General features: G+C 57.1%; 20 protein-coding genes. 6 read left to right on the top strand and 14 right to left on the bottom strand.

Going from position 1 to position 26,425, the window contains the following annotated elements:
• Positions 1-254: 254 nt before the first annotated feature.
• Complete coding sequence (locus GRX76_RS04595) at positions 255-2,801, top strand: TonB-dependent siderophore receptor (RefSeq protein ID WP_160152230.1); 2,547 nt, start codon at positions 255-257, stop codon at positions 2,799-2,801.
• A 310-nt stretch (positions 2,802-3,111) separates the two neighbouring features.
• Here the strand turns inward: GRX76_RS04595 and GRX76_RS04600 are convergent, their stop codons facing one another.
• Together GRX76_RS04600 and GRX76_RS04605 are read right to left on the bottom strand one after the other, a co-directional pair.
• On the bottom strand, positions 3,112-4,257 hold the full coding sequence (locus GRX76_RS04600) for a histidinol-phosphate transaminase (protein ID WP_160152231.1): 1,146 nt from the start codon (positions 4,255-4,257) through the stop codon (positions 3,112-3,114).
• Between the two features lie 74 nt (positions 4,258-4,331).
• Complete coding sequence (locus GRX76_RS04605) at positions 4,332-5,150, bottom strand: sulfite exporter TauE/SafE family protein (protein WP_160152232.1); 819 nt, start codon at positions 5,148-5,150, stop codon at positions 4,332-4,334.
• A 317-nt stretch (positions 5,151-5,467) separates the two neighbouring features.
• On the opposite strand from GRX76_RS04605, the gene GRX76_RS04610 reads away from it, so the two are divergent.
• Positions 5,468-7,861, top strand: coding sequence for a zinc-dependent metalloprotease (locus GRX76_RS04610; protein ID WP_160152233.1), 2,394 nt, complete (start codon positions 5,468-5,470; stop codon positions 7,859-7,861).
• Between the two features lie 96 nt (positions 7,862-7,957).
• On the opposite strand, the gene GRX76_RS04615 is transcribed toward GRX76_RS04610, so the two are convergent.
• Positions 7,958-8,773, bottom strand: a complete 816-nt coding sequence (locus tag GRX76_RS04615; protein WP_236250547.1) for a transglutaminase-like domain-containing protein — start codon at positions 8,771-8,773, stop codon at positions 7,958-7,960.
• 10 nt (positions 8,774-8,783) lie between these two features.
• Positions 8,784-9,014, bottom strand: a complete 231-nt coding sequence (locus GRX76_RS04620; RefSeq protein WP_160152234.1) for a DUF350 domain-containing protein — start codon at positions 9,012-9,014, stop codon at positions 8,784-8,786.
• 443 nt (positions 9,015-9,457) lie between these two features.
• On the opposite strand from GRX76_RS04620, the gene GRX76_RS04625 reads away from it, so the two are divergent.
• On the top strand, positions 9,458-9,784 hold the full coding sequence (locus GRX76_RS04625; RefSeq protein ID WP_160152235.1) for a hypothetical protein: 327 nt from the start codon (positions 9,458-9,460) through the stop codon (positions 9,782-9,784).
• A gap of 95 nt (positions 9,785-9,879) precedes the next feature.
• Here GRX76_RS04625 and cyoE read toward each other — a convergent pair whose 3' ends face one another.
• The 9 genes from cyoE to GRX76_RS04670 form a co-directional block, all read right to left on the bottom strand.
• Positions 9,880-10,773 carry a heme o synthase gene (cyoE, locus tag GRX76_RS04630; protein WP_236250548.1) on the bottom strand — a complete coding sequence of 298 codons (894 nt, stop codon included), beginning with the start codon at positions 10,771-10,773 and terminating at the stop codon, positions 9,880-9,882.
• A 28-nt stretch (positions 10,774-10,801) separates the two neighbouring features.
• Positions 10,802-11,143 carry a cytochrome o ubiquinol oxidase subunit IV gene (gene cyoD / locus GRX76_RS04635; protein ID WP_160152237.1) on the bottom strand — a complete coding sequence of 114 codons (342 nt, stop codon included), beginning with the start codon at positions 11,141-11,143 and terminating at the stop codon, positions 10,802-10,804.
• A complete protein-coding gene (gene cyoC / locus GRX76_RS04640; RefSeq protein WP_160152238.1) occupies positions 11,143-11,784 on the bottom strand; it encodes a cytochrome o ubiquinol oxidase subunit III in 642 nt (213 codons plus the stop codon). Before cyoC ends, cyoD begins: the two co-directional genes overlap by 1 nt.
• Positions 11,781-13,847: a cytochrome o ubiquinol oxidase subunit I gene (gene cyoB, locus GRX76_RS04645; protein WP_160152239.1), complete on the bottom strand. Its 2,067-nt coding sequence runs from the start codon at positions 13,845-13,847 to the stop codon at positions 11,781-11,783. Before cyoB ends, cyoC begins: the two co-directional genes overlap by 4 nt.
• Positions 13,848-13,849: 2 nt before the next feature.
• On the bottom strand, positions 13,850-14,800 hold the full coding sequence (gene cyoA / locus GRX76_RS04650) for a ubiquinol oxidase subunit II (RefSeq protein WP_201276911.1): 951 nt from the start codon (positions 14,798-14,800) through the stop codon (positions 13,850-13,852).
• Positions 14,801-14,988: 188 nt separating this feature from the next.
• Positions 14,989-15,390 carry a hypothetical protein gene (locus GRX76_RS04655; RefSeq protein ID WP_160152241.1) on the bottom strand — a complete coding sequence of 134 codons (402 nt, stop codon included), beginning with the start codon at positions 15,388-15,390 and terminating at the stop codon, positions 14,989-14,991.
• 216 nt (positions 15,391-15,606) lie between these two features.
• Positions 15,607-16,005 (bottom strand): globin, encoded by a 399-nt coding sequence (locus GRX76_RS04660; protein WP_160152242.1) that lies wholly within the window; start codon positions 16,003-16,005, stop codon positions 15,607-15,609.
• Positions 16,006-16,264: 259 nt separating this feature from the next.
• Positions 16,265-17,845, bottom strand: a complete 1,581-nt coding sequence (locus tag GRX76_RS04665; protein ID WP_160152243.1) for a S8 family serine peptidase — start codon at positions 17,843-17,845, stop codon at positions 16,265-16,267.
• Between the two features lie 428 nt (positions 17,846-18,273).
• On the bottom strand, positions 18,274-21,093 hold the full coding sequence (locus GRX76_RS04670; RefSeq protein ID WP_160152244.1) for a pitrilysin family protein: 2,820 nt from the start codon (positions 21,091-21,093) through the stop codon (positions 18,274-18,276).
• A 455-nt stretch (positions 21,094-21,548) separates the two neighbouring features.
• Between GRX76_RS04670 and GRX76_RS04675 the strand changes: the two genes are divergently transcribed.
• On the top strand, positions 21,549-23,228 hold the full coding sequence (locus GRX76_RS04675; RefSeq protein ID WP_160152245.1) for an NAD(P)/FAD-dependent oxidoreductase: 1,680 nt from the start codon (positions 21,549-21,551) through the stop codon (positions 23,226-23,228).
• A 133-nt stretch (positions 23,229-23,361) separates the two neighbouring features.
• Here GRX76_RS04675 and GRX76_RS19460 read toward each other — a convergent pair whose 3' ends face one another.
• The gene (locus GRX76_RS19460) at positions 23,362-23,526 is read right to left on the bottom strand and encodes a CPXCG motif-containing cysteine-rich protein (protein WP_370463946.1); all 165 of its coding nucleotides are present in this window, start codon (positions 23,524-23,526) and stop codon (positions 23,362-23,364) included.
• 447 nt (positions 23,527-23,973) lie between these two features.
• On the opposite strand from GRX76_RS19460, the gene GRX76_RS04685 reads away from it, so the two are divergent.
• Together GRX76_RS04685 and fba are read left to right on the top strand one after the other, a co-directional pair.
• Positions 23,974-25,146 carry a phosphoglycerate kinase gene (locus tag GRX76_RS04685; RefSeq protein WP_160152246.1) on the top strand — a complete coding sequence of 391 codons (1,173 nt, stop codon included), beginning with the start codon at positions 23,974-23,976 and terminating at the stop codon, positions 25,144-25,146.
• Between the two features lie 203 nt (positions 25,147-25,349).
• Positions 25,350-26,414: a class II fructose-bisphosphate aldolase gene (gene fba, locus GRX76_RS04690; protein ID WP_160152247.1), complete on the top strand. Its 1,065-nt coding sequence runs from the start codon at positions 25,350-25,352 to the stop codon at positions 26,412-26,414.
• The last annotated feature ends 11 nt before the right edge of the window (positions 26,415-26,425 follow it).

Below are 26,425 nucleotides of genomic sequence, written 5' to 3' on the forward strand. Positions count from 1 at the left end.
CCTGACGCAGCCACCTGACTTTCTTTCCCTGTTCCGGCCAATCAGGCCTCGGAATTCGATACCACATCTCTGGCACGCTTATTGCTCTACCTCTATCAACGGCATTCGCAATTTCTGCGTTTTGCCCTGCACCAAAAAGTACCCGTTGTTATCGATGTCTGATTTGTCTGCGCACTAGGTGTGTGCGTGGCACGGGGAGCTTTTGCCTGAAAAAAATAACGTTATGGCATTTGTAAAATAGAAAGGAGTTGCTCATGAAGCGGAAGTCCCTTAGTTGTGCAGTGGTAGCAATCATCGCCGGCAGCGCGGTAGCGCCGATGCAGCCCGTATTTGCGGAGGAGATCGAGGAGGTCGCCGTTACCGGGGTGCGTGGTAAACCCAGGTCCGTGGCGGACTCGCCGGTGCCGGTGGATGTTTTCAATAGTGAAACCCTGGAATCAGTTTCCTATACCGATACCAACGATGTACTGAAAACCCTGGTGCCCTCGTATAACGTATCGCGCCAGCCAATCAGCGATGGCGGTACCTTTGTACGCCCGGCGCAATTACGGGGTATGCCTACGGATAAAACCCTGGTGCTTGTGAATTCCAAGCGCCGGCATAGAGCTGCGCTGGTGCAAATCGGCGGCTCAGGTACCCAGGGCCCAGACATTGCCACGATTCCAAGCTCTGCACTCAAATCCGTTGAAGTGTTGCGCGACGGTGCGGCAGCTCAGTACGGTTCCGATGCCATCGCCGGCGTGATCAACTTTATTCTCAAGGACAACGCCGAAGGCGGCACTTTTAATGTGCAGGCTGGTGAATACAGTGAAGGCGACGGCTTCCAGACCACCGCGAATGGTAACGTCGGCATGCCGTTGGGGAGCGATGGTTTCCTGAGTGTTTCCGGTGAAGTTTCCCAGTCTGATTTTACTTCCCGCAGCGAGCAGTACTGTGAATCCTGGTTCTGTCTGAACGATCAGGATGCGGAGTTTATCGAAGCGGCAAAAAATGCGTCTCTGGAAGGGGATGTCGTGCAGCCCTGGGGCCAGCCAAACGCCGAAGCCGCACGTATATTCTTTAATGCCGGCTACGACCTGGGTGAGGGTAAAGAACTTTACGCATTCGGTAACTACTCCGAGAGCGAAGCCGACGGTAGCTTCTATTACCGCTATCCGAATAACGGCACCATTATGGACCTGCGGGAAGAAGATGGCTCCATTTATAGCCCGCTGGAAAAATTCCCCGGCGGCTTTACCCCGCGCTTTTTTGGTGAGGTAACCGATTACTCATTGGTCGGTGGCCTAAAGGGCGAGATGGTTTCCGGTCTGCTGTACGATTTCAGTGCGCGCTACGGCTACAGTGAAATTGACTACACCCTGAAAAACACCATTAACCCGTCCATGGGGCCGGACAGCCCGACCTCGTTCAAGCCGGGCAGCCTGGCGAACGAGGAAGTGCAGATTCAGGCCGACTTCTCCAAAGAATTGGATTTCGGCATGCATGCGCCAGTGGTTGCCGCATTCGGTCTCAGTTATATGGACGAATCCTATGACCTGACCGGGGGTGATGCAGCGTCCTATGAAGCGGGCCCACATGCCTCTTCCGATCCCTGGGGATTCTGTGATGCCGGAATGGCAACGGCCGCCGGGCTGGCTGTCATCGCTAACGGCTCCACACTGGACTGTAGTAATGCCGATGATCCCGTATATCAGGTAGTTGGGGTGGGTTCCAACGGCTTTCCCGGCTACTCGCCGGAATACTCCGGAAGCTACGCCCGCGATTCCTACGCTGTGTATGGTGACTTGAGTACGGATGTCAGCGAGCGGCTGTTCCTGCAGGCGGCGCTGCGTTACGAGGACTACTCCGACTTTGACGCCGAGCTGGTGGGCAAAGTGGCAATGCAATACGACCTGACCGAGTCCATTGGCCTGCGCTCTTCCATCGGTACCGGCTTCCGCGCGCCGACCCCGGGGCAGCAGGGTACGACCAATGTGTCCACCCGTCTGCCGAACGGCTTCCCTGTAGCCACGGGGCTGTTCCCGGCGAGTGGCGATGTGGCCGGTGCCCTTGGCGCTGAACCGCTGAAACCGGAAACCTCCACCAACTTTACCGTTGGTATGACCGCCGACTTTGATCTGTTGAGCCTGACCGTAGACTTCTACCGCATCGATGTCGATGACCGGACCTACGCGATCTCCACTCTGGATGTGTCCACGGATATGTCTACCGGTGGTGCCTACGACAACTACCTGGCGCTGGTTGACGCCGGCGTAGTGGGCGCTGAATCCATTGGTGGTGTCTTCTACTTTACCAACGCATTTGATACCAGTACCCAGGGTGTGGATGTGGTAGCGACATTCCCGGTCGCCTGGAGTGAAGACAGCGTGACCAACTTTACGGCATCGGTGAATTACAACAAATCCGAGTTCACTTCCAATCCGGATGAGTATCTGAATGCGGAAGATCAGTATGACTTCGAAAATTTTGATCCAAAACTGCGCGGTGCGGTAACCGCTACGCACGAAGTCGGGGATCTCTCACTGATGGCGCGCGCCAACTGGTATGGCAGTTACAAGAATTCCGAGAATGGTGACACTCTCGCGATTCAGAAATACGACCCTCTGGTGCAGGTGGATCTGGAAGGTAAATACCAGCTCACGGAAGCCGCATCCGTTAGTGTGGGTGGCCGCAATATCTTCGACAAGTATCCGGAAAAAGATGCCCTGGGCGATTACTGCTGTGGTGCACTTTATGCGAGTGATACTGTAGTGGACTGGCAGGGTGCCTTCTACTACATGGGTGTGCGTTACGATTTCTGATTTACGTCTTCTACAAACTTCTTTCCCCGCTTAATGCGGGGATTTTTTTGTCTGCTGTTTGGTGATGAGAGGTATCTCTGGTGATTTAGTGGGAGAAGGTATGGTTGCAGGAGAGAAGTAGCAGGAAAGAGGTAGCAGGAGAGAAGTAACAGACTGATCGCTGCCAGCAGCGGAGAGTAGATCGTCTTAGTGAGATTGCAGTGAAGGGATATTCCCAGAGTTAAGGGTGCCGCAAGTGGCGTAGTATTCCGGGCATAAAAAAGGCCAGCAATAATGCTGGCCAGTGGAGCGATTGTTTGAACGCTGTCTGCTATGACATGCGATTCAATACTTTCGGCAGGGCGGAAGTGTATTTTTCGACATCTTCCAGGAAGCCCATGCTCACGCGGGACCAGTTGTTGTAGTCCCGATAAATACCGCGGATCAATACGTTTTCCTTGGCCATCTCGGCGCGGAAGGTTTCCGCGTTCAGGTCCCCGAGGTTGACGAACATGAAGTTGGTGACGGACGGGAGAGCGGTCAGCCCATTCTCTTTCAGCGCAGCACTGACCATCTCGCGCGCTTCTTTTACCTTGGCCCGTGAGTAGTCCATAAATTTATGGTCTTCATAGCTGGCAATGGCCGCTGCCAATCCCGCCTGGTTCAAACCGTACCAGCCGATGCCAAAGCGCTCCATTTCCGCAATTTTTTCCGGCTGCGCGATCATGTAGCCAACGCGCATACCTGCAAGGCCATAAATCTTGGAAAAGGTGCGTGCAACAATAATATCGTGGCCCTGTTTGATCAGCGGGATCACGGTATTGGCATCGCTGTTGTCGGTCAGTTCGTTATAGGCTTCATCCGCCAATACGGTGCACTTTTTTGACGCCTTGATGCAGAAGTTGCGCATCGCTATCGGGTCTACCAGCATGCCGGTGGGGTTGTTCGGGTTGGTAACCTGCACCATGGAAATTGAATCATCGATGGCCGCGTACATGGCATCGAGATCAATGGCGAGGGATTCCAGTTTGGGCAGGCGCTTGATTTCGCCAATGTTCTGGACTTCCAGTACCCGCGAGGTAGTGTCCCAGAAAAGGTCAGGGCCGAGTATGTTGCCCTTGTGGCCAGCCACAATCGCCGCGGCCACCAGGCCGGCACTGGAACCGGAGCCGAGCGCGACATGCTCGGGCGTGAGTCCGTGGCGTTCGGCAATCATGGTTTTCAGGCGCATGACACTGTCGTAAACGTAATAGGCGCCTTTCTGGCTCGCCTCCATCATGGCTTTGAGCGCTGCCGGACTGGGGCCGTAAGGGTTTTCGTTCGCATTCAGCTTGGCGACCCCCGGGGGCGGTCCGTAGAGCGGCGTTGGCCGAATCATTTCCTTGGCCGATGCGCTGGCGGCACCGCCAATGGCGGCCGCGGAGAACGCCGCAGTGGCGCCCTGCAGAAACAACCTCCTGCTCAGTGATTTATGCATTATTTTGTTCTCCTGGTTGTGTGAACGGTCTTGTGTGGTCGTTGATGAACGACCATTTTTAAAATAAAAACGGCTCAGGCTTTGGCAAACATGGCCATGGAAACGGCAATCAGGTAAACCCCGAACAGGCGCTTCAGGTGCAGTTCATTCAGGCTATGTGCCCAGCGTGCACCAATAGGCGCCGAGATTATTGAAAATACGGAAATGGCAATAAGCGCAGGAATATTGATGTAACCAATCGAGCCCATGGGCAAATTCGGTGCGCCCAGCCCCATAATGAGGAAGCCAATGGCGCCGGGGAGGCCGATGAGAAAGCCGATACCGGATGCGGTGGCTACGGCCTGGTGCGCCGGGCGGTTGCACAGCACCATGGTCATCACGGTAATGGTGCCGCCGCCGATACCGAGCAGGGAGGAAAAACCGCCGAGAAAACTCGCCAGGCCAGCGCGGGCAATACCTGTCGGCATTTCCAGTTTGCCCTTGAGCCCGTCAAAAAGATTGGGGAAAAGGAAATAGATGGAATACATCAGGACGCCGGCCGCAAACACATAGACCAGGCTTTTACTGTTGGTGAAGGAGGCGATATAGAGGCCGGCAAAAACCCCCAGTACTATCCATATGGACCAGTCCCGCAGCACTTTAAAGTCCACGGCTCCGCGCTTATTGTGCGCCTGTACCGATCTTGCCGAAGAGACCACGATGGATGCCAGTGAGGTACCTACTGCCACGCGCATCATTTCATCGGTAGCACTGTGTAGAAAGGGGAAGACCGCCAGCAGTGCCGGCACCACCACAAACCCGCCTCCGTTGCCAAATAAACCCGCCGTTATTCCGGCGATAAGGCCCGCTGCACAGAGCAGCAAGATAAACAGTGATACTTCTTCGATGCTCATAGACACTCCGCTAGCTCTTCGTTGAACAAAGTCTAAAAAGCATTAAACGTGCCAATAGTCCCGCGGCCGGGTTGTGCTGCGATGAATGGAATTTCCGTGAGGGTGGGGCGAATCTGGGCGCCATCACAATCTTGGTTGGTGGGATCAACGCAACGGAAGAATTGTTGGCTGTCACTGTGGCCACCGCGACGACTTGCCCCGAAAGTGTGATTCGGACAGGGCGATCTGCCGAATCCCGGTGTTGCGGTTTACTGTCGAGGCGCGAGTGGTAATCTCTACGGTTTAATAATGCACAACAAAGGTTTTTGGGGGGATCAATGCTAACGAGGTTACTCTTTGCCGCGCTGCTGATATCCAGTTTGTCCGCTGAGGCGGCGAGCATCGGCGAAATCACCAGCGGTATGAAAAAGCAGCAGGGGCTGTACGATTTCTACTGGGATAGTAAAGAAGGTCGGGTTCTACTGGAGCTGGACCACTTTGACCAGGATCTGCTGTTTGTTACTGGCCTGGCGCAGGGCCTGGGATCCAACCCGGTGGGCCTGGACCGCAATCAGGCCGGCGAGAGCCGTCTGGTGCGATTTGAGCGGGTGGGCAACAAGGTATTGCTGCACCAGCGCAATCTCGCTTACCGCGCCGAATCCGACAACCCGGCCGAGCGCCAGGCGGTATCGGAAGCATTCGCCTCTTCGGTGCTATGGGGCTTCACAGTACTGGCGGAAGAGGGCGGTGCGGTACTGGTGGACTTCACGCCTTTTCTGCTGAGCGACCAGCACGGCATTGCCCAGCGCCTCAAAGACACCAAGCAGGGCAGTTACAGCATCGATGGCAGCAAGTCTTCCATTTACCTGCCGAGAACCAAGAGCTTCCCCAAAAACACGGAATTTGAAGCGCAGCTGACATTCACAGGCAGTGAACCGGGTAACTACCTGAAGGAAGTGGTTCCTACGCCGACACTGGTGACCTTGCGCCAGCATATTTCACTGGTGGAGCTGCCGGATAACGAATACCAGCCCCGCCAGTTCCACAGCAATAGCGGCTATTTCCCGCTGACCTATCGCGACTATGCGACGGCGATCGATCAGCCGATGGATCAGCGGCTGATTTTCCGCCACCGCCTGCAGAAGCAACCCGGTAGCGATGAAGTGGTGGAGCCGATCGTTTACTACGTGGACTCCGGTGTACCGGAGCCGGTGCGCAGTGCCCTGATCGAGGGCGCAAGCTGGTGGAATCAGGCCTTCGAGGCCGCCGGTTTCAAGAATGCCTTCCAGGTAAAAGTGCTGCCGGAGGACGCCGATCCGTTGGATGTGCGCTACAACGTGATCAACTGGGTGCACCGTTCTACCCGAGGCTGGTCCTACGGTTATTCCGTCTACGACCCGCGTACCGGGGAAATTCTCAAGGGTAATGTCACCCTGGGCTCCCTGCGTGTGCGCCAGGATTTTCTCATTGCCCAGGGCCTGTTGCAGCCCTACGTCCAGGAGGACGCCGATACGCAAGCGCTGCAGGATATGGCGCTGGCCCGTATTCGCCAGCTGTCTGCCCATGAGGTGGGCCACACCCTCGGACTGGCCCACAACTTTGTGGCGAGTACCGAAGGTCGCGCTTCGGTAATGGATTACCCGGCGCCGCTGGTGACTCTGGATGGCGATGCGCTGAAATTACAGCAAGCCTACGACACCGGTATCGGTGCCTGGGACAAACTGGCGGTCCGCTACGGGTATGGTGTTACCGACAACGCGCAGGAGCATCAGTATTTGGCCGCGGTTATCGATGATGCCCGTGATCAGAAATTGCGTTTTATCTCTGACCCGGATTCCCGCTCCATCAATAATGCCCACGGTTCTTCTCACCTGTGGGACAACGGCGGCGATGTGTTGGATGAGTTTTCCCGCATGACAGAGCTGCGCCGTTACGCACTGGATAATTTCAGTCGTGCGGCAAACCGTTCGGATACGGTACGCTCCTCCCTGGATGAAACCCTGGTGCCAGTGTATTACGGGCATCGCTACCAGGCGGAAGCGGTCGGCAAGTTGATTGGTGGCCTGGAGTACGATTACCTCTACAATAACGCCGATCCGGAGAGCTATACCCTGGTGCCAGCGAACAAGCAGCAGCAGGCGATCGATGCCCTGGTCTCGACGCTGCAGCCGGAATTTCTGACCCTGCCAGAAAAGGTACTGCAACTGCTGCCGCCGAAATCCTACGGTTACAGCCGCACCGGTGAGAGCTTCCCGGCCTATACCGGTGTCGCGTTTGATGGGATTGCGATGGCGGAAGCGGCGGCAGGCCACACTTACGCGATACTGCTTGATCCGGAGCGCGCCGCCCGCCTGCAGGAGCAGCAGGCCCGTCGCGGTGAAGGCCCGGGCTTCAATACCCTGCTGGCCCAGCTGACCGAGCAATCGCTGAAGCGCGAAAAATATGACGGGCTAGAGGCGGCAGTACACCAGCGGGTGAATCACGTCTATATCCACCGCCTGATGCTGCTTGCCAGCGACAAAAAAGCGCCGGAATCCGCCCGTGCGCGTGCCAACTTTGAGCTGGCAAAATTCCAGCACGCCATTGGTGAAATGAAACTTTTTGGCGATGATCCCCTGGGATACAACGCGCACTACTTCAATGAAGCCAACCGCATAGCCGCGTTTATGCAGGGGGATTTGAAGGTGGACGCGGGTGATGTGAAAGCAATACCGCCAGGGTCGCCGATTTGAGCGGCTAACCGATTCTTTGTGAACGCAATAAAAATGCCGGCAATATTGCCGGCATTTTTATATTCCCATCGACCTGATTGAGTGCGACCGCGAGGGTTATCCACGAATAAACTGTGATTTCCTGATCCAGTGTTTGCCACGATAGTTCCGCGTGGGTGCGGAAGTGGTTTTGGCCCAGAAGTAATCCCGGTTGAACTGGAACTCTACATCGTAACCCTCGGCCAGGGCGGCCAGGGGCATGGCCTGCCAGTTGGATTGGCGGCGCTTGCTGGTTGCCTCCAGCAAATACTCAGTATTGTCCACAACGGCGACCACCCAGGCATGGCCGTCGCCGTTGTATGTGCCCAGAGCAACCCGGGCATCGACCCCCAGGTTAATCAGCCAGTCGGCCAGCAGTATGGCGTGGTCCTCACAGTCACCGCGCTTCTGATAATAGGCCTGGCGGGAGGTCTGCCAGATATCGGCGAGCCCTGCATATTGCAGGTGGTCGTACTGGTACTCCTTGCGAATGGCGAGGGTGTAGAGGGGAACCCAGAGTGCCTCGGTATCGAAGGGCTGGAAGCCAACCAGGTAGCTGTTGGCAAAGTGGTGCAGGCTGTCGAGACCGCGGGCGGAGGCAGTGACGGATTCAAGTCCCTGCCAGTTCCATACGGAGATATAGCCGCTCTCTTCGGCAGATCTTTTTCCAATCGCTCCTTGCACCATGCTTTCCGTGAGGGGCGAACTGCTGCCGCTGACCACAACCGTGCCCCGCTGGCTGTCTATATGTGTCTCCTCCGCGGATCCCAAGGGCGCGCTGCGGATACTGGCTACCAGCGAAGCCTGCTCCCGCTGCTGGGTCCATTGCTGTTGCAGCAGTTTCGGCACCATTAGTAGGGCACCTAGCACGATACCGATGAGCAGTAGACGCACCGGACTAACCTCAGCCCTTGAGCCCGAAGGAAATGATCAGTGCCACAAACATCAGGATGGTGGAGGCAAAGATTGCGACGGCCATATTGCCGTTCTTCAGCTCCGCTTCAATGTCTACATGCTTGAGTAGCTTCTTGTCGATCACCAGCAGCGCCACCATGCCGATAAGTAGTGCCAGCAGGGTGTAGAGCAGGTTCAGGCCGAGATTGAACAGGGTGGCGGTCAGAAATTCAGATTGCACGGTTGTTTATCCTGAGGGTAATTCGAAGGTGGCTATTGGGCCCCATTAGAAGGGTCTTATTAGACCACAAGTCTATGTTGATTGGCGCGCCGCCAACGTCGTTCTAATGCGTTCTGGTATCGGCAATTGAACAGGCCTGACTGATCAGTTAGGGAAAGGGAAATTCTGAAATCATCTAAGGGAAACGCTGTTTCATTTTTGACGTCTGCTTCGCGCCGGCTTGCTCGCTTTGGCAGGGGTTTAAGTACGGGATGGTAGCCTTGCTGACGATGATGAGTGCGCTGAAATGAGCCGGCGTTTTATCGCCACGAATCTTGTTGGGAAGGGACCGACCGGGGAATAGACTTCGTGGCACATCCGAAGAGGAGGTAAACCAAATGCGTTATCTTATGCCCGTCGTTCTGTTCTGTGCTGTAGCGGGTTTTGCTCAGGCGGAAGACCAAATGACTCAGCTCCCTGCTGGGGCGTCCGAAGTGCAGATTATGGGTAAAACCTATTGGCACAGTGGCGATAACTTCTATCAGTTCAATGAACAAACTGGTCTTTTCTATCAGGTTCCTCAGCCTACCGTTCAGGCTCATAAGGATCGTCTGTCACAAGCGCATATGTATCAGCGCAGCCAGACCCTTCCTGCGACTAACCTGACTGGTGACCAGATTGAAGGTTGTCGTAACTCCGCTGCGGATAAATCCAATGAAGTGCCCAACCGGGGCAGCAGCGTGTACATCAATGAGTACAACAAGTGCATTACTGACCTGCAAAGTCAGTAACCGCCTGAGAAAGGATAAAAAGGTTTACCGGGTTACCGGTAAACCTTTTTTATTGAACAAATTTTATTGAACGAATTCCGATAATTCGAGCTGCGTTAGCCGGCCACTATCCACTGGGGTGCAACTTGGTTGAAGTCCAGTGCCATGGTCACGCTCAGAGCGGTTATGGTGATAATCGAAAACCCGAAAACCTGCCGCGCCCAGCCATGGACGTCAACGTCTTTGCGGTAACCGCGCAACGCCATCGCCAGCCACCAGAAACTGGTGGTACAGGCCACCGTCATAAACGCTGTACCGGTATAGCCATTCAAAGGCAGCAGAATACTGGTGAGGGCGAACACTGCAATATAGAGCACGATATGCAGTTTTGCCTTGCTGATGCCCTGTGCAACCGGTAATACCGGGATATTCGCCGCCTCATAGTCGCGATAACGGAATATAGCAATCGCATAGGAGTGTGGCATTTGCCACAGGCAGAACATCACCAGCAGGATCAACGCTGCAGCGTCACAGGCTCCGGTCACCGCGCAGTAGCCCACCACCGGCGGCACCGCACCGGACAGCGCGCCCACCAAGGTGCCGTAAACGGAGTTGCGCTTCATATACAGACTGTAAGCCCCTACATAAACCGCAAATCCGAGTGCCGCGAAAGCGACGGCAACGGCGTTTGTGTAAAACGAGAGCAGCGCAAAGCCCGCAATGCCGAGCGACATGCCGAACAGGAGCGCTGCCCGCGCGGCCAGGGCACCGGTGACGGTGACCCGGTTGCGGGTCCGTTGCATGCGTGCATCGATGTCGCGGTCGATGTAGTTGTTGATGGCGCAGCCAGAGGCCACGATCAGCGACAGCCCGGTCACCGAGGCCATAAACAGCCCCCAGTCGATCTCGCCGCGGGCGGCGAGGAAGAATCCCCCCGCTACCGAAATGAGATTGCCGGCGATGATGCCCGGCTTGGTGACGGCGAAGTATTTCGATAAATGCTTGAACACGGCCATTACCTGAATCGTGGTAAAAGCATCAATGCATCATCATGGCGTTGGAGGCGTAGATGATCCACACCGACAGCCCAACCACCATCACGATGATCAATGCAGTAAACAGGAAGGCGAAGGTATTCGCGCGTCCTGCGATGGAGAAGTTGAGGTGCAGAAAATATTTCAGGTGCACTACCACCTGAACAATCGCCATCACTACCACCAGCCAGATGCTGGTGGCTTTGTCGAATTGCCCGGTCATCACCGCCCAGAATGGAATGGCGGTGAGTATGACCGACAGCACAAACCCCACCAGGTAGGATTTGACACTGCCGTGATCGGCCGCGTGTTCATGTCCGGAATACAAATCAGACTGTGCGCTCATTACAGAACCCCCATCAGGTAAACCACGGAAAATACACACACCCAGACGATATCCAGGAAGTGCCAGAACAGGCTCAGGCAAGACAGTCGGGTGATGGTCTGCTGGCCGAGGCCGCGCTTCACTACTTCGATCATCATTATCGCCATCCAGATCAGGCCGGCGGTCACGTGCAGGCCGTGCATGCCGACCAGGGCGAAGAACGAAGACAGGAAGGCGCTGCGCGACGGGCCGTTGCCCTCGGCTATCAGGTGGTGGAATTCATTCACTTCCATGCCGATAAACACCGCGCCGAAGGCGAATGTCACCGCCAACCAGCCGAGGGTGGCGGCTCTGTTCTGGCGATGCGCGCCGATCATGGCGAAACCGTAGGTGATACTGCTGAGCAGCAGCGCCGCGGTTTCGATGGCCACGTAATCCAGTTCGAAAATATCGCGTCCGGATACGCCGCCGGCGGTGTTCATGAACAGCACCGCGTAGGTGGCGAACACCGAGGCGAACAGCAGGCAGTCGGTCATCAGGTAGAGCCAGAAACCGAAAATCGTGTTCTCACCTGAGTCATGATGATGTTCGTGGTGATGGTGATCGTCGTGGTGATCGGACGCCGCAGTGGCGCCCTGTGGTATTTGAGCTATCGCGGTCATGCGGACACCTCTTCAATGGTTTCTTCGTTTGCCTTTTTGCGGCGCTTCGCCGGCGTTGCCTGGCCGTGACCAGGGGTGGCTGCCGGTGCGGGATTGATATGGCGCAGATGGGCATATTCGATACGCGCGATTTCATCCGGCTGCACGTAGTAATCCACATCTTTCGCATAGGCACGCTGCAGCAGGAACGCGACCACCGCCACCAGGCTCGCGGCGGCCAGCCAGGTGATATGCCACACGGCGGCAAAGCCGAAGGCAGTGGCGGCACCGGCGATTAAAATGCCGGCAGCGGTGTTTCTCGGCATGTGGATGGGCGCGTATTTGGCGGGGCGCTGGTAGGCGGTGCCGTTTTCTTTCATTTCCGTAAAGGCATCGATGTCGTGCACCTGTGGCAGCACCGCAAAGTTGTAGAACTGCGGCGGCGAGGCGGTGGACCACTCCAGGGTGTGACCGTTCCAGGGGTCACCGGTGAGGTCGCGGTTCTGCTCGCGGTCGCGGAACGCCAGGTACAGCTGCACAAATTGCAGCACGATGCCGACAAGGATCACGACGGCACCGGCGCAGGCGATATACAGCCAGAGATTCCAGTCGGGGTTGTCGGTGTGGTTCAGGCGACGGGTCATACCGAGGAAACCGAGCACGTACAGCGGCATAAACGCCATGTAGAAACCGACCTGCCAGCACCAGAACGACGCCTTGCCAATGCGCTCGTTCAGATGAAAGCCCATGGCTTTGGAGAACCAGAAGGCAAAGCCGGCCAGGTAACCGAACACCGCACCGCCGATGATGGTGTTGTGGAAGTGGGCGATCAGGAACAGGCTGTTGTGCAGTACATAGTCCGCCCCTGGCACCGCCAGCAATACGCCGGTCATGCCGCCGATGGTGAAGGTCACCATAAAGCCCAGGGTCCAGAGTACCGGTACCGTCATGCGCAGGCGCCCTCGGTACATGGTGAACAGCCAGTTGAATAATTTCACCCCGGTGGGTACCGCGATGATCATGGTCATGATGCCGAAGAAGGCATTCACATTGGCGCTGGAGCCCATGGTAAAGAAGTGGTGCAGCCACACGATAAACCCGAGGATGGAAATCGCACCGCTGGCCCACACCATGGACTTGTAGCCGAACAGGCGCTTGCCGGTAAAGGTGGAAATCACCTCAGAGAAAATACCGAAAGCGGGCAGCATCAGGATGTATACCTCGGGGTGTCCCCAGGCCCAGAACAGGTTGATATACATCATGGCGTTGCCGCCGAGATCGTTGGTGAAGAAGTGAAAGTCCAGGTAGCGGTCGAGGGTCAGCAAGCCCAGTACCGCGGTCAGGATCGGGAAGGAGGCCACGATCAGCACGTTGGCCCAGGTACAGGTCCAGGTGAAGATCGGCATATCCATCAGCTTCATGCCCGGCGCGCGCATCTTGAACACGGTTACCAGGAAGTTCACCCCCGTCAGCAGGGTGCCGACACCGGAAATCTGCAGTGCCCAGATGTAGTAATCCACTCCCACACCGGGACTGAACGACAACTCCGACAGCGGCGGATACGCGAGCCAGCCGGTCTTGGCGAACTCGCCGAGGCCGAGGGAAATGTTGATCAGGATGGCGCCGCCCGCCGACAACCAGAAGCTCAGGTTGTTCATGAACGGGAAGGCCACATCGCGCGCGCCGATTTGCAGCGGCAGCACAATGTTCATCAGACCGATCATGAACGGCATCGCCATGAACATGATCATGATCACCCCGTGGGCGGTGAAGATCTGGTCGTAGTGTTCCGGTGGCAGGTAGCCGGCTGCACCGTTAGTAGCCATGGCCAGCTGGGTGCGCATCATGATCGCGTCGGAAAAACCGCGGATCAGCATGATCAGCGCGAGCAGGATATACATCACCCCGAGGCGCTTGTGGTCGACGGAAGTGATCCAGTCAAACCACAGGGTGTTCCACTGCTTTGCGCGGGTGATGGCGAGCGCGATGAGAACGCCGGCAATGCCGACCACCGCGAGGGTGCCCATGATGATGGGCTCGTGATAGGGAATCGCTTCCCAGGATAATTTACCGAGCAGATTCATTTTTATTCCTCCGCCTTGCTGTTGTGTGAGCCGTTATGTGGGCCGTTGTGCATGCCTGGCATGGAAGCGGTGTCGTGCTCCCCGTGGTGATGGGCCGGCGCCTTGTTCCAGGTGTTGTAGTGCTGCATGTACTTGAACATGATCTGGTGGAAGAGCCCGTCGCTGACCGCGCTGAAGTATTCCACCGGGTGGTTTTCACTGGGCTCGGCCAACTGTGCGTAACGCGAGTTGTCCAACGTTCCATGACCGCGTTGCATGTCGCTTGCCCAGCGCTCGAATGCCGCTTCATCCACCGCCCTGGTTTCGAAGTGCATACCGGAGAAGCCTTCACCGCTGTAGTTGGCCGAGAAGCCCTCGAAGGTACCCGGCTCATTGGCGATCAGGTGCAGCTTGGTCTCCATACCCGCCATCGAATAAATCTGGCTGCCCAGCTGTGGGATGAAGAAGGAGTTCATGGTCGACTCGGAGGTGATTTTGAAATTCACCGGTCTGTCGGTGGGGATCACCAGCTCATTCACCGTAGCAATACCCTGCTCCGGGTAGATGAACAGCCATTTCCAGTTCAGTGACACCACTTCCACGGTGAGCGGTTCGCGCTCGTGGTCCAGCGGTTTGTAGGGATCGAGACTGTGGGTAGAGCGCCAGGTGATGACGCCGAGGATGAGCACGATCACCACCGGCACCAGCCATACGGTGGCTTCGATCTTGGCGGAGTGGGCCCACTTGGGCGCGTAGATTTCATGTTCCCGCCCCTCGCGGTATTTCCACGCGAAGTACAGGGTCATGACGATCACCGGAATCACCACCAGCAACATCAGCAGGGTGGAGATGATGATCAGATTTTTTTCGTCGACACCCACTTGTCCCTTGGGGTCGAGCACGCCGCCGTCGCATCCCGCCAGTGCAAGCACGGCAGCAGACAGCGCAGCGTTTCTGAGGCTACGAGTTAACACGAGGAGCATTCCTCTCGGCATGGAGATTGACAACAACTACCTGGGGTAGTCAGAGAGGCGCTGACAGATTGCGAACGAACAGGTCCCCCGTCCCGATGCCAGAAACAATCAGGTCACAGGTTTATTTTTCGAAGAAAAATATCAGCGCGAATGGACTGAACAGGCCGAACCTGTAAAGACCATATGCGTTACGCGCGGAAAGGGGGAGCTCGGGAGGTGTGGGCGGAGCGGTGTGCAGAGCACAGTGCCGGAGTCGGCGGTTGTAGTGCGCGAAGAAAACGTTTGAAAACGGTGCGCAGACTTCTGAAAAAACTGAGCAACAGCTGCAGCCAGAAGTGCCGGAAAATGAAAATACTGGTAATCAGCAGCGCCGCACTGGCGAGCGCGATAATGGTTTCGGAGGTAATGCCGCTTTCGAGAATTGGCAGAAGCTCGGAGGGTGTCGGCGGAAAACCGAATTGCAGCAGCAGGCTGGAAAAACCGAAGAAGGCGCTGCCCAGGAGCCAGAATACAAATACCGCCCTGACCCGAGGGTCCAGGTTTGCCGGAAGTATTCCGGGGGCATTGGTATAGTGTCTGATCGCTTTCAAAAACTCATCCAGCGGGTAACGCTTGCGGTAAATCGGCACCCCCGAGAGGGGCGCTTGGGTCTGCGGGCAGCTCTCGTAGTCTCCTGTTGGCTCTCTTGGTCACGGGAGTCAAAGGCTGGCTACGGCTGCGCGGCGAAGCCTACCAAACAATGTCCGGGGGCACAAAGAGAAACGGTATACCGAATGGTCAATAAGCCGGACTGCGCATTGGAATGCTCAATAGGCGCGGCGGATCAGTTCGATACCCGGTTCTATGGCGCGGCGCCACGCCAGCGCGGTTTCTTCGCTAAAGTCCGGATCGTATTTTCTCAGGGTGGCCAGCAGGGCGTCCAGCCACAGGCCATACCACTCCGGGCGGATGTTGTAGCCGCTGCGGGAGTGGCTGCAACCCAGTGCGCGCAGCTTGGTATCCGCCATACCGCGGGCGTGCAATACCAGCTGCATGATGCCGTTGCGCAGGAGGTGGCGCTGGGCGGCCATGTCCGTGTCCACGAACAGGTCGCGAATCTCGGTTGAGCTGCCCATAAACTGGTCGTAAAAATCGATAAAGAAATGTTCGTTGTTACAGCAGCGTCCATAACTCTGAAACACCACATCACTATCGGCATTCCCCATACCGGAACTCCCTGTTTTCTAATCTATTGAATACGGTTGGCGGTACACCGTGTTAATGCGCGTCGCTTGTTGAGGCGAGGATTCTAGAGGGAGGGGTTGTAGTGAAATTTGATCTGGATCAAGACGGGCGCTCAAATTGATCTGGATCAATTTTATCGAGCGATATTTTTTCTCTGCAGGAGGCGTTCTACAGGGGTAAAAGAAAAAGGGCAAAAGAAAAGGGGCCGATATCGGCCCCTTCTGGTTTGGCTATTGCCGATTAATTACAGTTTTTGCCCTTGCAGGGCTTGCCGCCGCCGCTGCCGCCACCGCTGCTGCCGCCGGAGCTACTGCTACCTGAGCCGCCACCACAGCCGTTGGCGGTGAGATAATCCACCGCATCCTTGGCCTTCACCAGACCGAAACCGTAGGCGTTATCCCGTCCTGCGGTACCCAGATCTTCCGCCGTGCTGGTCAGCGCGGAGCGGATTTCGCTGGCGCTGCAGCTGGGGAAGTGGCTCCATACCAGCGCGGCAACACCGGCTACATGGGGGGTGGCCATCGAGGTGCCATTGAAATACGCATAGTCGCTGGCTTGGATGGCAAGGCTGGCGCTGCTGCCAATCTGGCCGAGCAAGGTAGCGCCGTCGGTATCGGAAATCCCCGCAGACGGAATACCGGTTGCGGTTTCACCGAGGGTGCCAAACAGCATGCCGGGCTCATTGTTGTAGACCACCGCGGCGACACCACCGCCGGCTTCACAGGCCTGGACCTTTTCCGCGAAGCTGATATTGCCGCGGGAAATCAGGCACACCTTGCCGCTGGCATCGGCACAGGCTGCTTCACCCAGGCCGCAATCCATCAAGGCACCACTGGCGCTGCCCTGAGGGCTGCCTTCCATACCGGAAGCTTCTATCGCATTGCCAGCCACAGAGAATGTGGTGGAAAGACCCATGCCCACGGGTACGGAAGACAGGACGTCCACGCCGGGCCCGGAGAGCTCTACCTGATCGGTCTGCTGGGAGAAGTCGGCGACCATCTTATTGCTGTCGACGGCCGCAACTGAGACCACGGAATCGTAGGATGCCGGATAGGAGTGACGGGTGTTGCCGTCGTTACCGGCCGCGGCAATGGAGAGAATGTTCTGGTTGTTGTACAGATCAGCAAAGGCCCGATCTTCAGCGCGGGATTTCATGGTGCCGCCAAGGCTCATATTGATGACGCTGGCACCATTGTCGGCACAATCCTGTGCTGCCGCGACCAGAGATGATGAGTAGGCCCAGCCGTCGGCGCCAAAGACCTTGACGATGTAGAGATTGAGGTTGCTGTTCGGGTTTACCCCGACGACGCCGGTACCGTTCCCGCCGATGGCGGCGATGGTGCCGGCAACATGGGTGCCGTGGCTGTTCTCATCGGTGTACCAGAAGCCAGTGCCCGAATCGTTACTGCCATTCACGTTATTCCCTGCCAAGTCCTCGTGATTGAGGTCGTAGCCGGAGTCGATGATACATACGGTCTGGTTGCCGGCCATGGCATCGCTGAGCAGGTTGGCCTGTACCATCGGAATGCCGAAGGGCGTGGTTTCCGCCATCGGGTAGCGCTTCACATCCTCTTCCACGTATTCCACATTGGGGTTATTGCGCATTGCGGTGAGGGCTTTTTGCGGGAGGTTGGCGGCCATGGCGTTGTGTTTTTCCAGGGCCAGTGCCGAGCGCCCGCCGTTCTTTTCCATCATCGCTTTTACGGCCGGGCCTTTACCCTCTTTGAATTTGACGATGTAGCGCTCATCCGCGGCGCTGGCCTGGACGGCGACAGCAAGGGCCAGCGCGCCGAATGTTAGGGATGAAAGGGTTTTTCTCATTGTTATGAAGCTCCAATATGGGCTGCTACTTCTTATTGTTAAAGGTTTTGCTGGCTGCAGCAGTGCCTGAACCGGTACAGACGTACAGCCGGTAATGAAAATCTAGCAGCTTTTACTGGCGTTCCAATTGTGGAATGAGGCAAGTGTGGATAAGTAAGCAAATTCCGTTTTTCAGGATGAAAAACGCGGCAATCTGCTGGAGGTTATGAGGTGGTTGCTCGTTATGGTTAAAAGGAGGAATACACTAATTGGTACCATCGTTCCTCTTGCTGGTTTGGCGCGAAATTACGCGTTCAGTGGCAAATTTCTGCGTATCAAACGCTACAGGGTACACAGCAAAAAAAGGGCCGCGGTATAAACCGCGGCCCTTTTTTTGTAATTACATATTGTAGTTACAGTTTATAGCTGCAAAGATTGCGGCTACTTGCTCAGCTGTCGCCAGCGACAGGCTTGCCGTCAGCATCCAGCTCGGCGATGGTGCCGATTTCCAGCGCTGCTACCTTGTCGGCGATTTTTTCCTTATCGCCCACAATCACCCACACAAACTGATCCGGCTTGATGGTCTGCTTCGCCAGCTCGTGTACCCGCTTCAGGTCGATACCGCGTACCTGCGCCGCGTAGCCGTCCATATAGTCCAGCGGACGCTCGTAGGTGACCAGTGAAGACAGGGCACCGGCAACGGAATTGATGGTCTCAAAACGACCGGGCAATTCGTTGATGCGCTTGTCTTTCAGTTTCTGCAGCTCGTCCGCTTTGGCCGGGTTGCCGCCAATGTAAGCCCGCAGTTCCTTTTGTAGTTCCGCCAGGGATTCACTGGTTTTGTCGGTCTGTACCGGTGCGTACACCAGCAGCGGTTGCTGGCCTTTGGCGCCGGTCAGGAAGGAGTAGGCACCGTAAGCCCAGTGCTTGTCTTCCCGCAGGTTCATATTGATACGCGCGGTAAAAGTGCCACCGAGAATGTCGTTCATCATGTGCAGGGTTTCACGCTCGGCAATTTTCTCCGAGGGTGCCAGCAGGCCGCCGATGATGATGGACTGCTCGGATCCCGGCTTGTCGATCAGGTAGACGCTGGATTTCTCCGGCAGTGCCACCTTGGCCAGGTTTTTCACTGGTTTTGCACCTTGCGGTGCCGTCCAGTCGGCGAAGTGCTGCTGCAGTTTTTCCTGCAACTGCGGCATGGTGATGTCACCGGCCACAATCAGGGTGGCGTTGTCCGGGCGCAGCCAGCTCTGGTGATAGTTCACCAGGTCGTTGCGGGTGAGTGAGGCGATGGACTCTTCGGTGCCGCTGCCGGTAAATGGAATGCTGTAGGCGTGGTCGTCACCGTACAGCAGCGGCGGCAGGTTGCGCAGGGCCATCTGTACCGGTTTGGTTTTTTCCTGTTGGATACCGGCAATCCAGCGGCTGCGCTTGCGCTCGATTTCTTCATCCGCAAACGCCGGGTTCAGCAGTACATCTGCAAACAGGCCGAGAGATTCGTCCAGGTTGCTGGTGAGTGCATTCAGCGTGACGCTGGAGGAATCCAGGTCAGCATCGGTGCCAATGCGGGCGCCGAGCATCTCTTCTTTGGCACTGATTTCCAGCGCGCTCAGGTGGCTGGTGCCTTCCTTCATCATCGACATGGTGTAGCTGGACGTACCCAGTTTTGCACCCTGGTCGGCAGCGTAGCCGGCATCAAACTTGAGCTCCATGTTTACCACGGGCACCGAGTGGCGCTCTGCCAGCACGATCTTCAGGCCGTTGGCCATTTCCGCAGTCTGGATTTCCGGGAAGGGTACCGAGGGGAAGTCGCCGAGTTCCGGCAGCTTGCTGCGGTCGGCACCGGCCTCTGCGGTTTTGTATTCCGGGAAGGGGTGTACTTCCAGGTTGTGATCACCGCTGGCGAGCCAGTTATTGGCCGCGGCTTTCACCTGGGCCGAGGTCAGTTGTTGCTTTTCTCCGAGGCTTTCAAGGTAGGCGTTGGGGTCGTTGAAGTAGAGTTCACCGCGGGCCAGGATTACGCCCTTGCCGCTCCAGCCGCCCACCTGTTCCAGGTCGCGGGCATAGGAGGAGTACTCACTCATGTTGACCCGCGCCAGCTCGGCGTCGGTGGGACCCTGCTCGAGGAATTTCTGCAGCTCTTCATCAATCGCCGCTTCCACCTTTGCCAGGTCAACGCCGGGCTTGGCATCGGCAATGATCTGGAACATGGAGGCCAGTTCGAATTCGTACAGCGCCACATTCACACTGGTGGCAATCTGGTCTTCATACACCAGGCGCTGGTACAGGCGGGAGTTCTTGCCATCACCCAGTACCGAGGCCGCAACGCTGATGGCTTCTTCATCGGCGTGACCGAGGTTGGGAGTATTGAATACCTTGTACAGGCGAGACTGGGCAACGCGGTCGTACATGGTTTCGCGGCTGGACTGGTCGCGCTTGGCGATCCAGGAATCTTTCTTCGCCAGCGGCGGGCCCGCGGGAATATCACCGAAGTATTTTTCGGCCTTGGCTTTGGCAGTTTCCAGGTCGATATCGCCGGCCAGTACCAGCACGGTGTTGGCCGCGCCGTAATAGGTTTTGAACCACTCGTGTACATCGTCAACGCTGGCCGCGTTCAGGTCTTCCATGGAGCCGATGGTGGTCCAGGAATAGGGGTGACCAGCGGGGAAGATGGACGCCTGCAGTTTTTCCCACACTTTACCGTAGGGCTGGTTTTGGCCCTGGCGCTTCTCGTTCTGCACTACGCCGCGCTGCTCGTCCAGTTTCTCCTGGGTAATGACGCCGAGCAGGTGGCCCATGCGGTCTGACTCCATCCACAGGGCCATATCCAGTGCGTTGCTGGGTACGGTTTCAAAATAGTTGGTGCGGTCGAGCCAGGTAGTGCCGTTCATGCCGGTGGCACCGGCCTGCTCGAAGGGCTTGAAGTATTCGTCGTCGTAGTTTTCCGAACCGTTGAACATCAGGTGCTCAAACAGGTGAGCGAAACCGGTACGCCCAGGTTTTTCATCCTTGGAGCCAACGTGATACCAGACCCCCACGGACACGATCGGCGCCTTGCGGTCCTCGTGCACGATCACCCGCAGGCCGTTGGGCAGGGTGAATTTTTCGTAGTCGATGCTGAGGGCCTGCGGTGCTGCTGCGGTGGCGGTGTTGATGGCTTCCGCCGGAGCTGGAGCCTTACTGCTGGTGCTGTTGCTGCCCGCCGTGGGGTCGCCGCAGGCGGAGATTGCGAGGGCCAGGGTCGCTGGCAGCCAGAGTCTGTTAGCCATAACAGGGTTCCTTTTTATTGTTGGCTCTTATGTTCGGGTGTATTCCGGTGTGCGTTCGGAGCCGGCGCGGCCGGGGATCTCCCGGCAATGCCGCTCGGCGTGAGGCCGAAGCGTTTTTTATAGCGGTCACCGGCTGTGACTGCAATGGGGCTGGCAGCGTAACGGGGTGAGATGAGGCGGCGTTTACGGGGACCGAGAGTGAGGTATTCCTGCTTTCAGAAAAAAATTCCTGTTTTTTTGTGGTTATTAAAAAGCCTGTTTCGAGGTGGTTGAAACGGTTTTTTGACGAAAAAGTGACCTTAAAACAAGGGTTTATCATGTTTGTAAGTACTTAGTTCCGCATTTTTAGTCAAAACCGAACAAACATTCCATTTTTCTGTGTGCCCTGTAGAATGGCGCAAAAAATAACTACTGGGACGTACATCCCAGTTTTGACCACTCACAGGAAAAAAATCATGAGAAGCCGCAAGTCCCTCTCCCCCATCGCGGGGTTGTTGCGCCGTATGCGCGTCGCCCAGGCACTTTCCGATAAAACCGGAATTTCTGCCGATGAAAGTCTCGATATCGTGACCGAAGGTGCGCGTCTGGGTGGCAAGGCGGCTTCTACTGAAGAGCGTCGTCGCTTCCTGAAGCAGCTGGGTATGGGCGCTGCTGCGGTGGGTGTTGGTGCGGCTGCCGGTACGGTATCCAAACCGGTGATGGCGGCACCTGGCGGTGGCAATGGCGACGGCAAGCCCGGTCGTGTAGCCATCATCGGTGGTGGTGTGGCGGGTATTCGCTGCGCCCATCGCCTGCAGCAGTACGGCATTGCCAGCACTGTATTTGAAGGTAATACCCGTCTGGGTGGCCGGGTGAATACCAACCGCACTATTTTTGGCCGTCCCGTCGAGCGCGGTGGCGAGCTGATTTCTACCGAGCACAATGCCGTGCGTAACCTGGCGAACGAGCTGGGCCTGGATGTGGAAGACGTCAACGGTAACGCGGTGCCGGGCGGCAGTGAACTCTATTACGTGAACGGCCAGCACTACACCGAGCACCAGCTCAACGAAGAGTGGCGCGACGTCTACAAAATCTTCAAAAAAGTCCAGCAGGACGCCCCCTGGCTGCCGACCTACGACTGGCACAATGACACCCACAAGGCGCTCGATTACATCGACTCCAACAGCTGGATGGATCAGGTCGGCATCGGTGCCAGCTCCAATATGGGGCAGGTATTCCAGGCGGACCTGGTTGCAGAGTACGGCCTGCAGCCGGAAGACCAGACGGCCCTGAACCTGATCTACCTGCTGGCCTGGAACCCGATCAACAGCGCACTGCCGCTGGCGGGTACCGACGAGCGTTTCCGTATTGCCGGTGGTAACGACCAGATCTGGAGCAAGATGGTCGAGCAGCTGCCGGAAGGCACCATCGAGACCGGTCGCAAGCTGGTGGCGATCAACGGCAGCATCAATGGTCCTTACACCCTGACTTTTGAAGACGGTTACGTACACAACTGCGACAAGCTGGTACTGGCCCTGCCATTTTCCCTGCTGCGGGATGTGGATATCGAGCCGGCGCTGTACGACAGCTTCCGCCCGGAAAAACGCATGGCCATCGAACAGATGGCATTTGGTACCAACGGTAAAATGGCCATTCATGCCAGCAGCCGCCCCTGGGCACAGTCGCAGTACATCAACGGCCAGCAGTTCACTACCAATGGTGTGAGCTATGTGGGCCGCCCCGAGTTGTTTGATACCTGGGACTCCACCTCTATCACCGGCTCACAGGACGGTATTCTGGTGAATTTCTTTGGCGGTAACTACGGTGCGAACCTCGGTGGCAACACACCGTTTGCGGCACCCAAAAATGCCGATGTGAATCACTTCCTGAACATCGTCGACAACTTCTTCCCGGGCACCGGCGCCGCCTACACCGGTACCGCGATGCAGTCCAAGTGGTCTGCGAACCCCTGGTCCAAAGGCTCCTACTCGACCCCGACCTTCGGTAGCTACACCTCCTGGTGGGGCGCGCATCCGTTGCAGGAAGGCAATATCCACTTCTGCGGCGAGCACACCGAGCTGGAAACCTTCGGTTACATTGACGGTGCCGTGACCAGTGCCGAGCGTGCGGCGCGCGAGATTCACCAGACCGCATAACGCTTTCCATCTCACAGGATGCAAAAAGGGCCGCGGGTGAAAACCCGCGGCCCTTTTTGTTGTTCTTGTTGTTCTGTTGTTGCCCCTGTTAGGGACCCTGTTTTAGCGGGGACAGTTTAAACGTGACCAGTGGCTAGACGTCGTTTTCGTGTTTCAGCTGCACCTGCCAGTCCCCCTCCATATCCACACTTACCAGCACCTGGATTGGCCGGCAGCACACGGTGCAGTCTTCGATGTAATGGCGGCTGCCCCCGATGTGTCGATCAACATCAGGATGGATTCGCCACAGTAGGGACACTGGGCGCTGAACTCTTCTACCCGGGCTGGTTGCATCGCTTGCTCCTGTTTCTTTTTGAATACTAGTCGCATACCCGGGGGCCGGCTCAGGCGCGCGGGATCTCGGCGGTGTATGTCTGTCCGGGGAGGCGAATTTCTCCGCGGCGGGGCGCTGGTAGGCATTTTTTTGCGTTCTTGTAAAAATGACAGCGCTATCACCATGATATCGATAGTGTGCGGTAATTCATTTACAAAACGGATTGATATACTCCGCGCCGCAGCACCGATTTCTGGTACCCGGGTTCCTGCTCCGCGAATGCGCTCTCCGGGTGACCGCGCCGCAACCATCTCCCTCTGCATTGTGGGCAGGGGGAATCGCAACAGCTTATAATCCGCGCCCGCTTCCGGAGTAGTACCCACATTTTTCCGGGTAAGTGAGTATTCAGTAACCAGCAACAGAGGATTGGCTATGGCGGTTAAATTGATGAAGGACCAGGATCTGGCGGGCAAGCGCGTCCTGATCCGCGAAGACCTGAACGTTCCGGTAAAAGACGGAGCGGTCACTTCCGATGCGCGTATTCGCGCGGCACTGCCGACCATCCAGGCCGCTGTCGATGCCGGGGCCAAAGTCCTGCTGATGTCTCACCTGGGCCGTCCCACTGAGGGCGAGTACGAAGAAGAATTCTCCCTGGCGCCGGTCGCGGCGCACCTGGGCAAGCTGCTGGGCAAAGACGTGCCGGTAGTGAAAGACTGGCAGGGCGGCGCGGAACTTGCTTCTCTGGAAAATGGCGATGTAGTCCTGCTGGAAAACGTGCGCTTCAACAAGGGCGAGAAGAAAGACGATGAAGCCCTGGCCAAGCAGTACGCGGCCCTGTGCGATGTGTTCGTGATGGATGCCTTCGGTACCGCCCACCGCGCCCAGGCCTCCACCCACGGTGTGGCCAAATTTGCGCCTATCGCCTGTGCTGGCCCGCTGCTGGCGACGGAGCTGGATGCACTGGAAAAAGCCCTGGCCAACCCGGCGCGCCCGATGGTGGCCATCGTCGGTGGCTCCAAGGTCTCCACCAAGCTGACCGTGCTGGAGAGCCTGTCTGACAAAGTGGACCAGCTGATTGTCGGCGGCGGTATCGCGAATACCTTCCTCGCAGCCAGCGGCAAGCCGGTAGGCAAGTCCCTGTGTGAACACGACCTGATCGACACCGCCAAGGGCCTGATGCAGAAATGCGACATCCCGGTACCTACCGATGTGGTGACCGGCAAGGAGTTCAGTGAATCTGCCGCGGCCGAGACCAAGTCCGCAGATGCGGTAACCGAAGACGACATGATTTTCGATATCGGCCCGGACTCCTCCGCGGCGCTGGCCGATATTCTCAAAAGTGCCAAGACCATCATCTGGAATGGCCCCGTGGGCGTGTTCGAGTTTGATCAGTTTGGCGGCGGTACCGAGCGTCTGTCCAAGGCCATTGCCGACAGCGACGCCTTCTCCATTGCCGGCGGCGGTGACACCCTGGCGGCTGTGGATAAGTACGGCATTGCCGAGCAGGTTTCCTATATTTCTACTGGGGGTGGTGCATTCCTCGAGTATGTGGAAGGCAAAGTACTGCCGGCAGTGGCCATGCTGGAAAGCCGCGCCAACGACTGATTAGCAGTACAGGTTAGCAGTACAGACACCAGTAGCGGAGCGGGCTCCAGAGCGAGCCTGCTTCGTCAGCGACCTGTTTTCGATGTTTTTTCGATGTAGAAGTACCCAATACCTAAAAAGAGATGCGACCGGCAATTCGTCAGGAATCGCACACCAGCAGTAACGATTTATCCAGCTAAATTTCGACGAGAAAGGGTTTTTTCATGGCTTTAATCAGCTTGCGCCAAATGTTGGACCACGCTGCCGAGTTCGGCTACGGCATTCCAGCGTTCAACGTCAACAACCTGGAGCAGATGCGCGCGATCATGGAGGCGGCCGATGAAACCGACTCTCCGGTAATCGTGCAGGCCTCTGCCGGTGCCCGCAAATACGCCGGTGCCCCCTTCCTGCGCCACCTGATTCTGGCCGCAGTGGAAGAGTTCCCGCACATCCCGGTGGTCATGCACCAGGACCACGGCACCAGCCCCGCGGTGTGCCAGCGCTCCATCCAGCTGGGCTTCAGCTCGGTAATGATGGACGGCTCCCTGATGGACGACGGCAAGACCCCGGCGTCTTACGAGTACAACGTTGACGTGACCCAGCGCGCGGTGGCCATGGCCCACGCCTGTGGTGTTTCCGTAGAAGGTGAACTGGGTTGTCTGGGTTCCCTGGAAACCGGCATGGCCGGCGAAGAAGACGGCGTTGGTGCCGAGGGCAAACTGTCCCACGACCAGCTGCTGACCGACCCGGAAGAAGCCGCGGACTTCGTCAAGAAAACCCAGGTGGACGCCCTGGCGATTGCCTGCGGCACCAGCCACGGCGCCTACAAATTTACCCGTCCGCCCACGGGTGACATTCTGGCCATCGACCGCATCAAGGAAATCCATGCGCGCATCCCGGACACCCATCTGGTGATGCACGGTTCTTCCTCGGTGCCGCAGGAGTGGCTGAAGGTGATCAACGAATTCGGCGGTGAGATCCCGGAAACCTACGGCGTGCCGGTGGAGCAGATCTGCGAAGGCATCAAGTACGGTGTGCGCAAGGTCAATATCGACACCGACCTGCGCCTGGCGAGCACCGGTGCCGTGCGCCGCTTCCTGGCCCAGAACCCGTCCGAGTTCGACCCGCGCAAATTCCTTGCGGCTACCACCAAGGCCATGAAGGACATCTGCGTGGCCCGCTACGAGGCCTTCAACACCGCCGGCAACGCCAGCAAGATCAAGCCCGTGAGCCTTGAGACCATGTTCATGCGCTACGAGAAAGGCGAGCTGGTCCCCAAGATCAATTGATCTTTGTGGCT

Source organism: Microbulbifer sp. ALW1 (assembly GCF_009903625.1).
Lineage (GTDB): Bacteria > Pseudomonadota > Gammaproteobacteria > Pseudomonadales > Cellvibrionaceae > Microbulbifer.

Bases quoted from the DNA above. Each gene is read 5' to 3' on its own strand.
- GRX76_RS04595 (WP_160152230.1), top strand. From the start codon at position 255: ATGAAGCGGAAGTCCCTTAGTTGTGCAGTGGTAGCAATCATCGCCGGC.
- GRX76_RS04600 (WP_160152231.1), bottom strand. From the start codon at position 4,257: ATGCATAAATCACTGAGCAGGAGGTTGTTTCTGCAGGGCGCCACTGCG.
- GRX76_RS04605 (WP_160152232.1), bottom strand. From the start codon at position 5,150: ATGAGCATCGAAGAAGTATCACTGTTTATCTTGCTGCTCTGTGCAGCG.
- GRX76_RS04610 (WP_160152233.1), top strand. From the start codon at position 5,468: ATGCTAACGAGGTTACTCTTTGCCGCGCTGCTGATATCCAGTTTGTCC.
- GRX76_RS04625 (WP_160152235.1), top strand. From the start codon at position 9,458: ATGACTCAGCTCCCTGCTGGGGCGTCCGAAGTGCAGATTATGGGTAAA.
- cyoD (WP_160152237.1), bottom strand. From the start codon at position 11,143: ATGAGCGCACAGTCTGATTTGTATTCCGGACATGAACACGCGGCCGAT.
- cyoC (WP_160152238.1), bottom strand. From the start codon at position 11,784: ATGACCGCGATAGCTCAAATACCACAGGGCGCCACTGCGGCGTCCGAT.
- cyoB (WP_160152239.1), bottom strand. From the start codon at position 13,847: ATGAATCTGCTCGGTAAATTATCCTGGGAAGCGATTCCCTATCACGAG.
- GRX76_RS04660 (WP_160152242.1), bottom strand. From the start codon at position 16,005: ATGGGGAATGCCGATAGTGATGTGGTGTTTCAGAGTTATGGACGCTGC.
- GRX76_RS04665 (WP_160152243.1), bottom strand. From the start codon at position 17,845: ATGAGAAAAACCCTTTCATCCCTAACATTCGGCGCGCTGGCCCTTGCT.
- GRX76_RS04670 (WP_160152244.1), bottom strand. From the start codon at position 21,093: ATGGCTAACAGACTCTGGCTGCCAGCGACCCTGGCCCTCGCAATCTCC.
- GRX76_RS04675 (WP_160152245.1), top strand. From the start codon at position 21,549: ATGAGAAGCCGCAAGTCCCTCTCCCCCATCGCGGGGTTGTTGCGCCGT.
- GRX76_RS04685 (WP_160152246.1), top strand. From the start codon at position 23,974: ATGGCGGTTAAATTGATGAAGGACCAGGATCTGGCGGGCAAGCGCGTC.
- fba (WP_160152247.1), top strand. From the start codon at position 25,350: ATGGCTTTAATCAGCTTGCGCCAAATGTTGGACCACGCTGCCGAGTTC.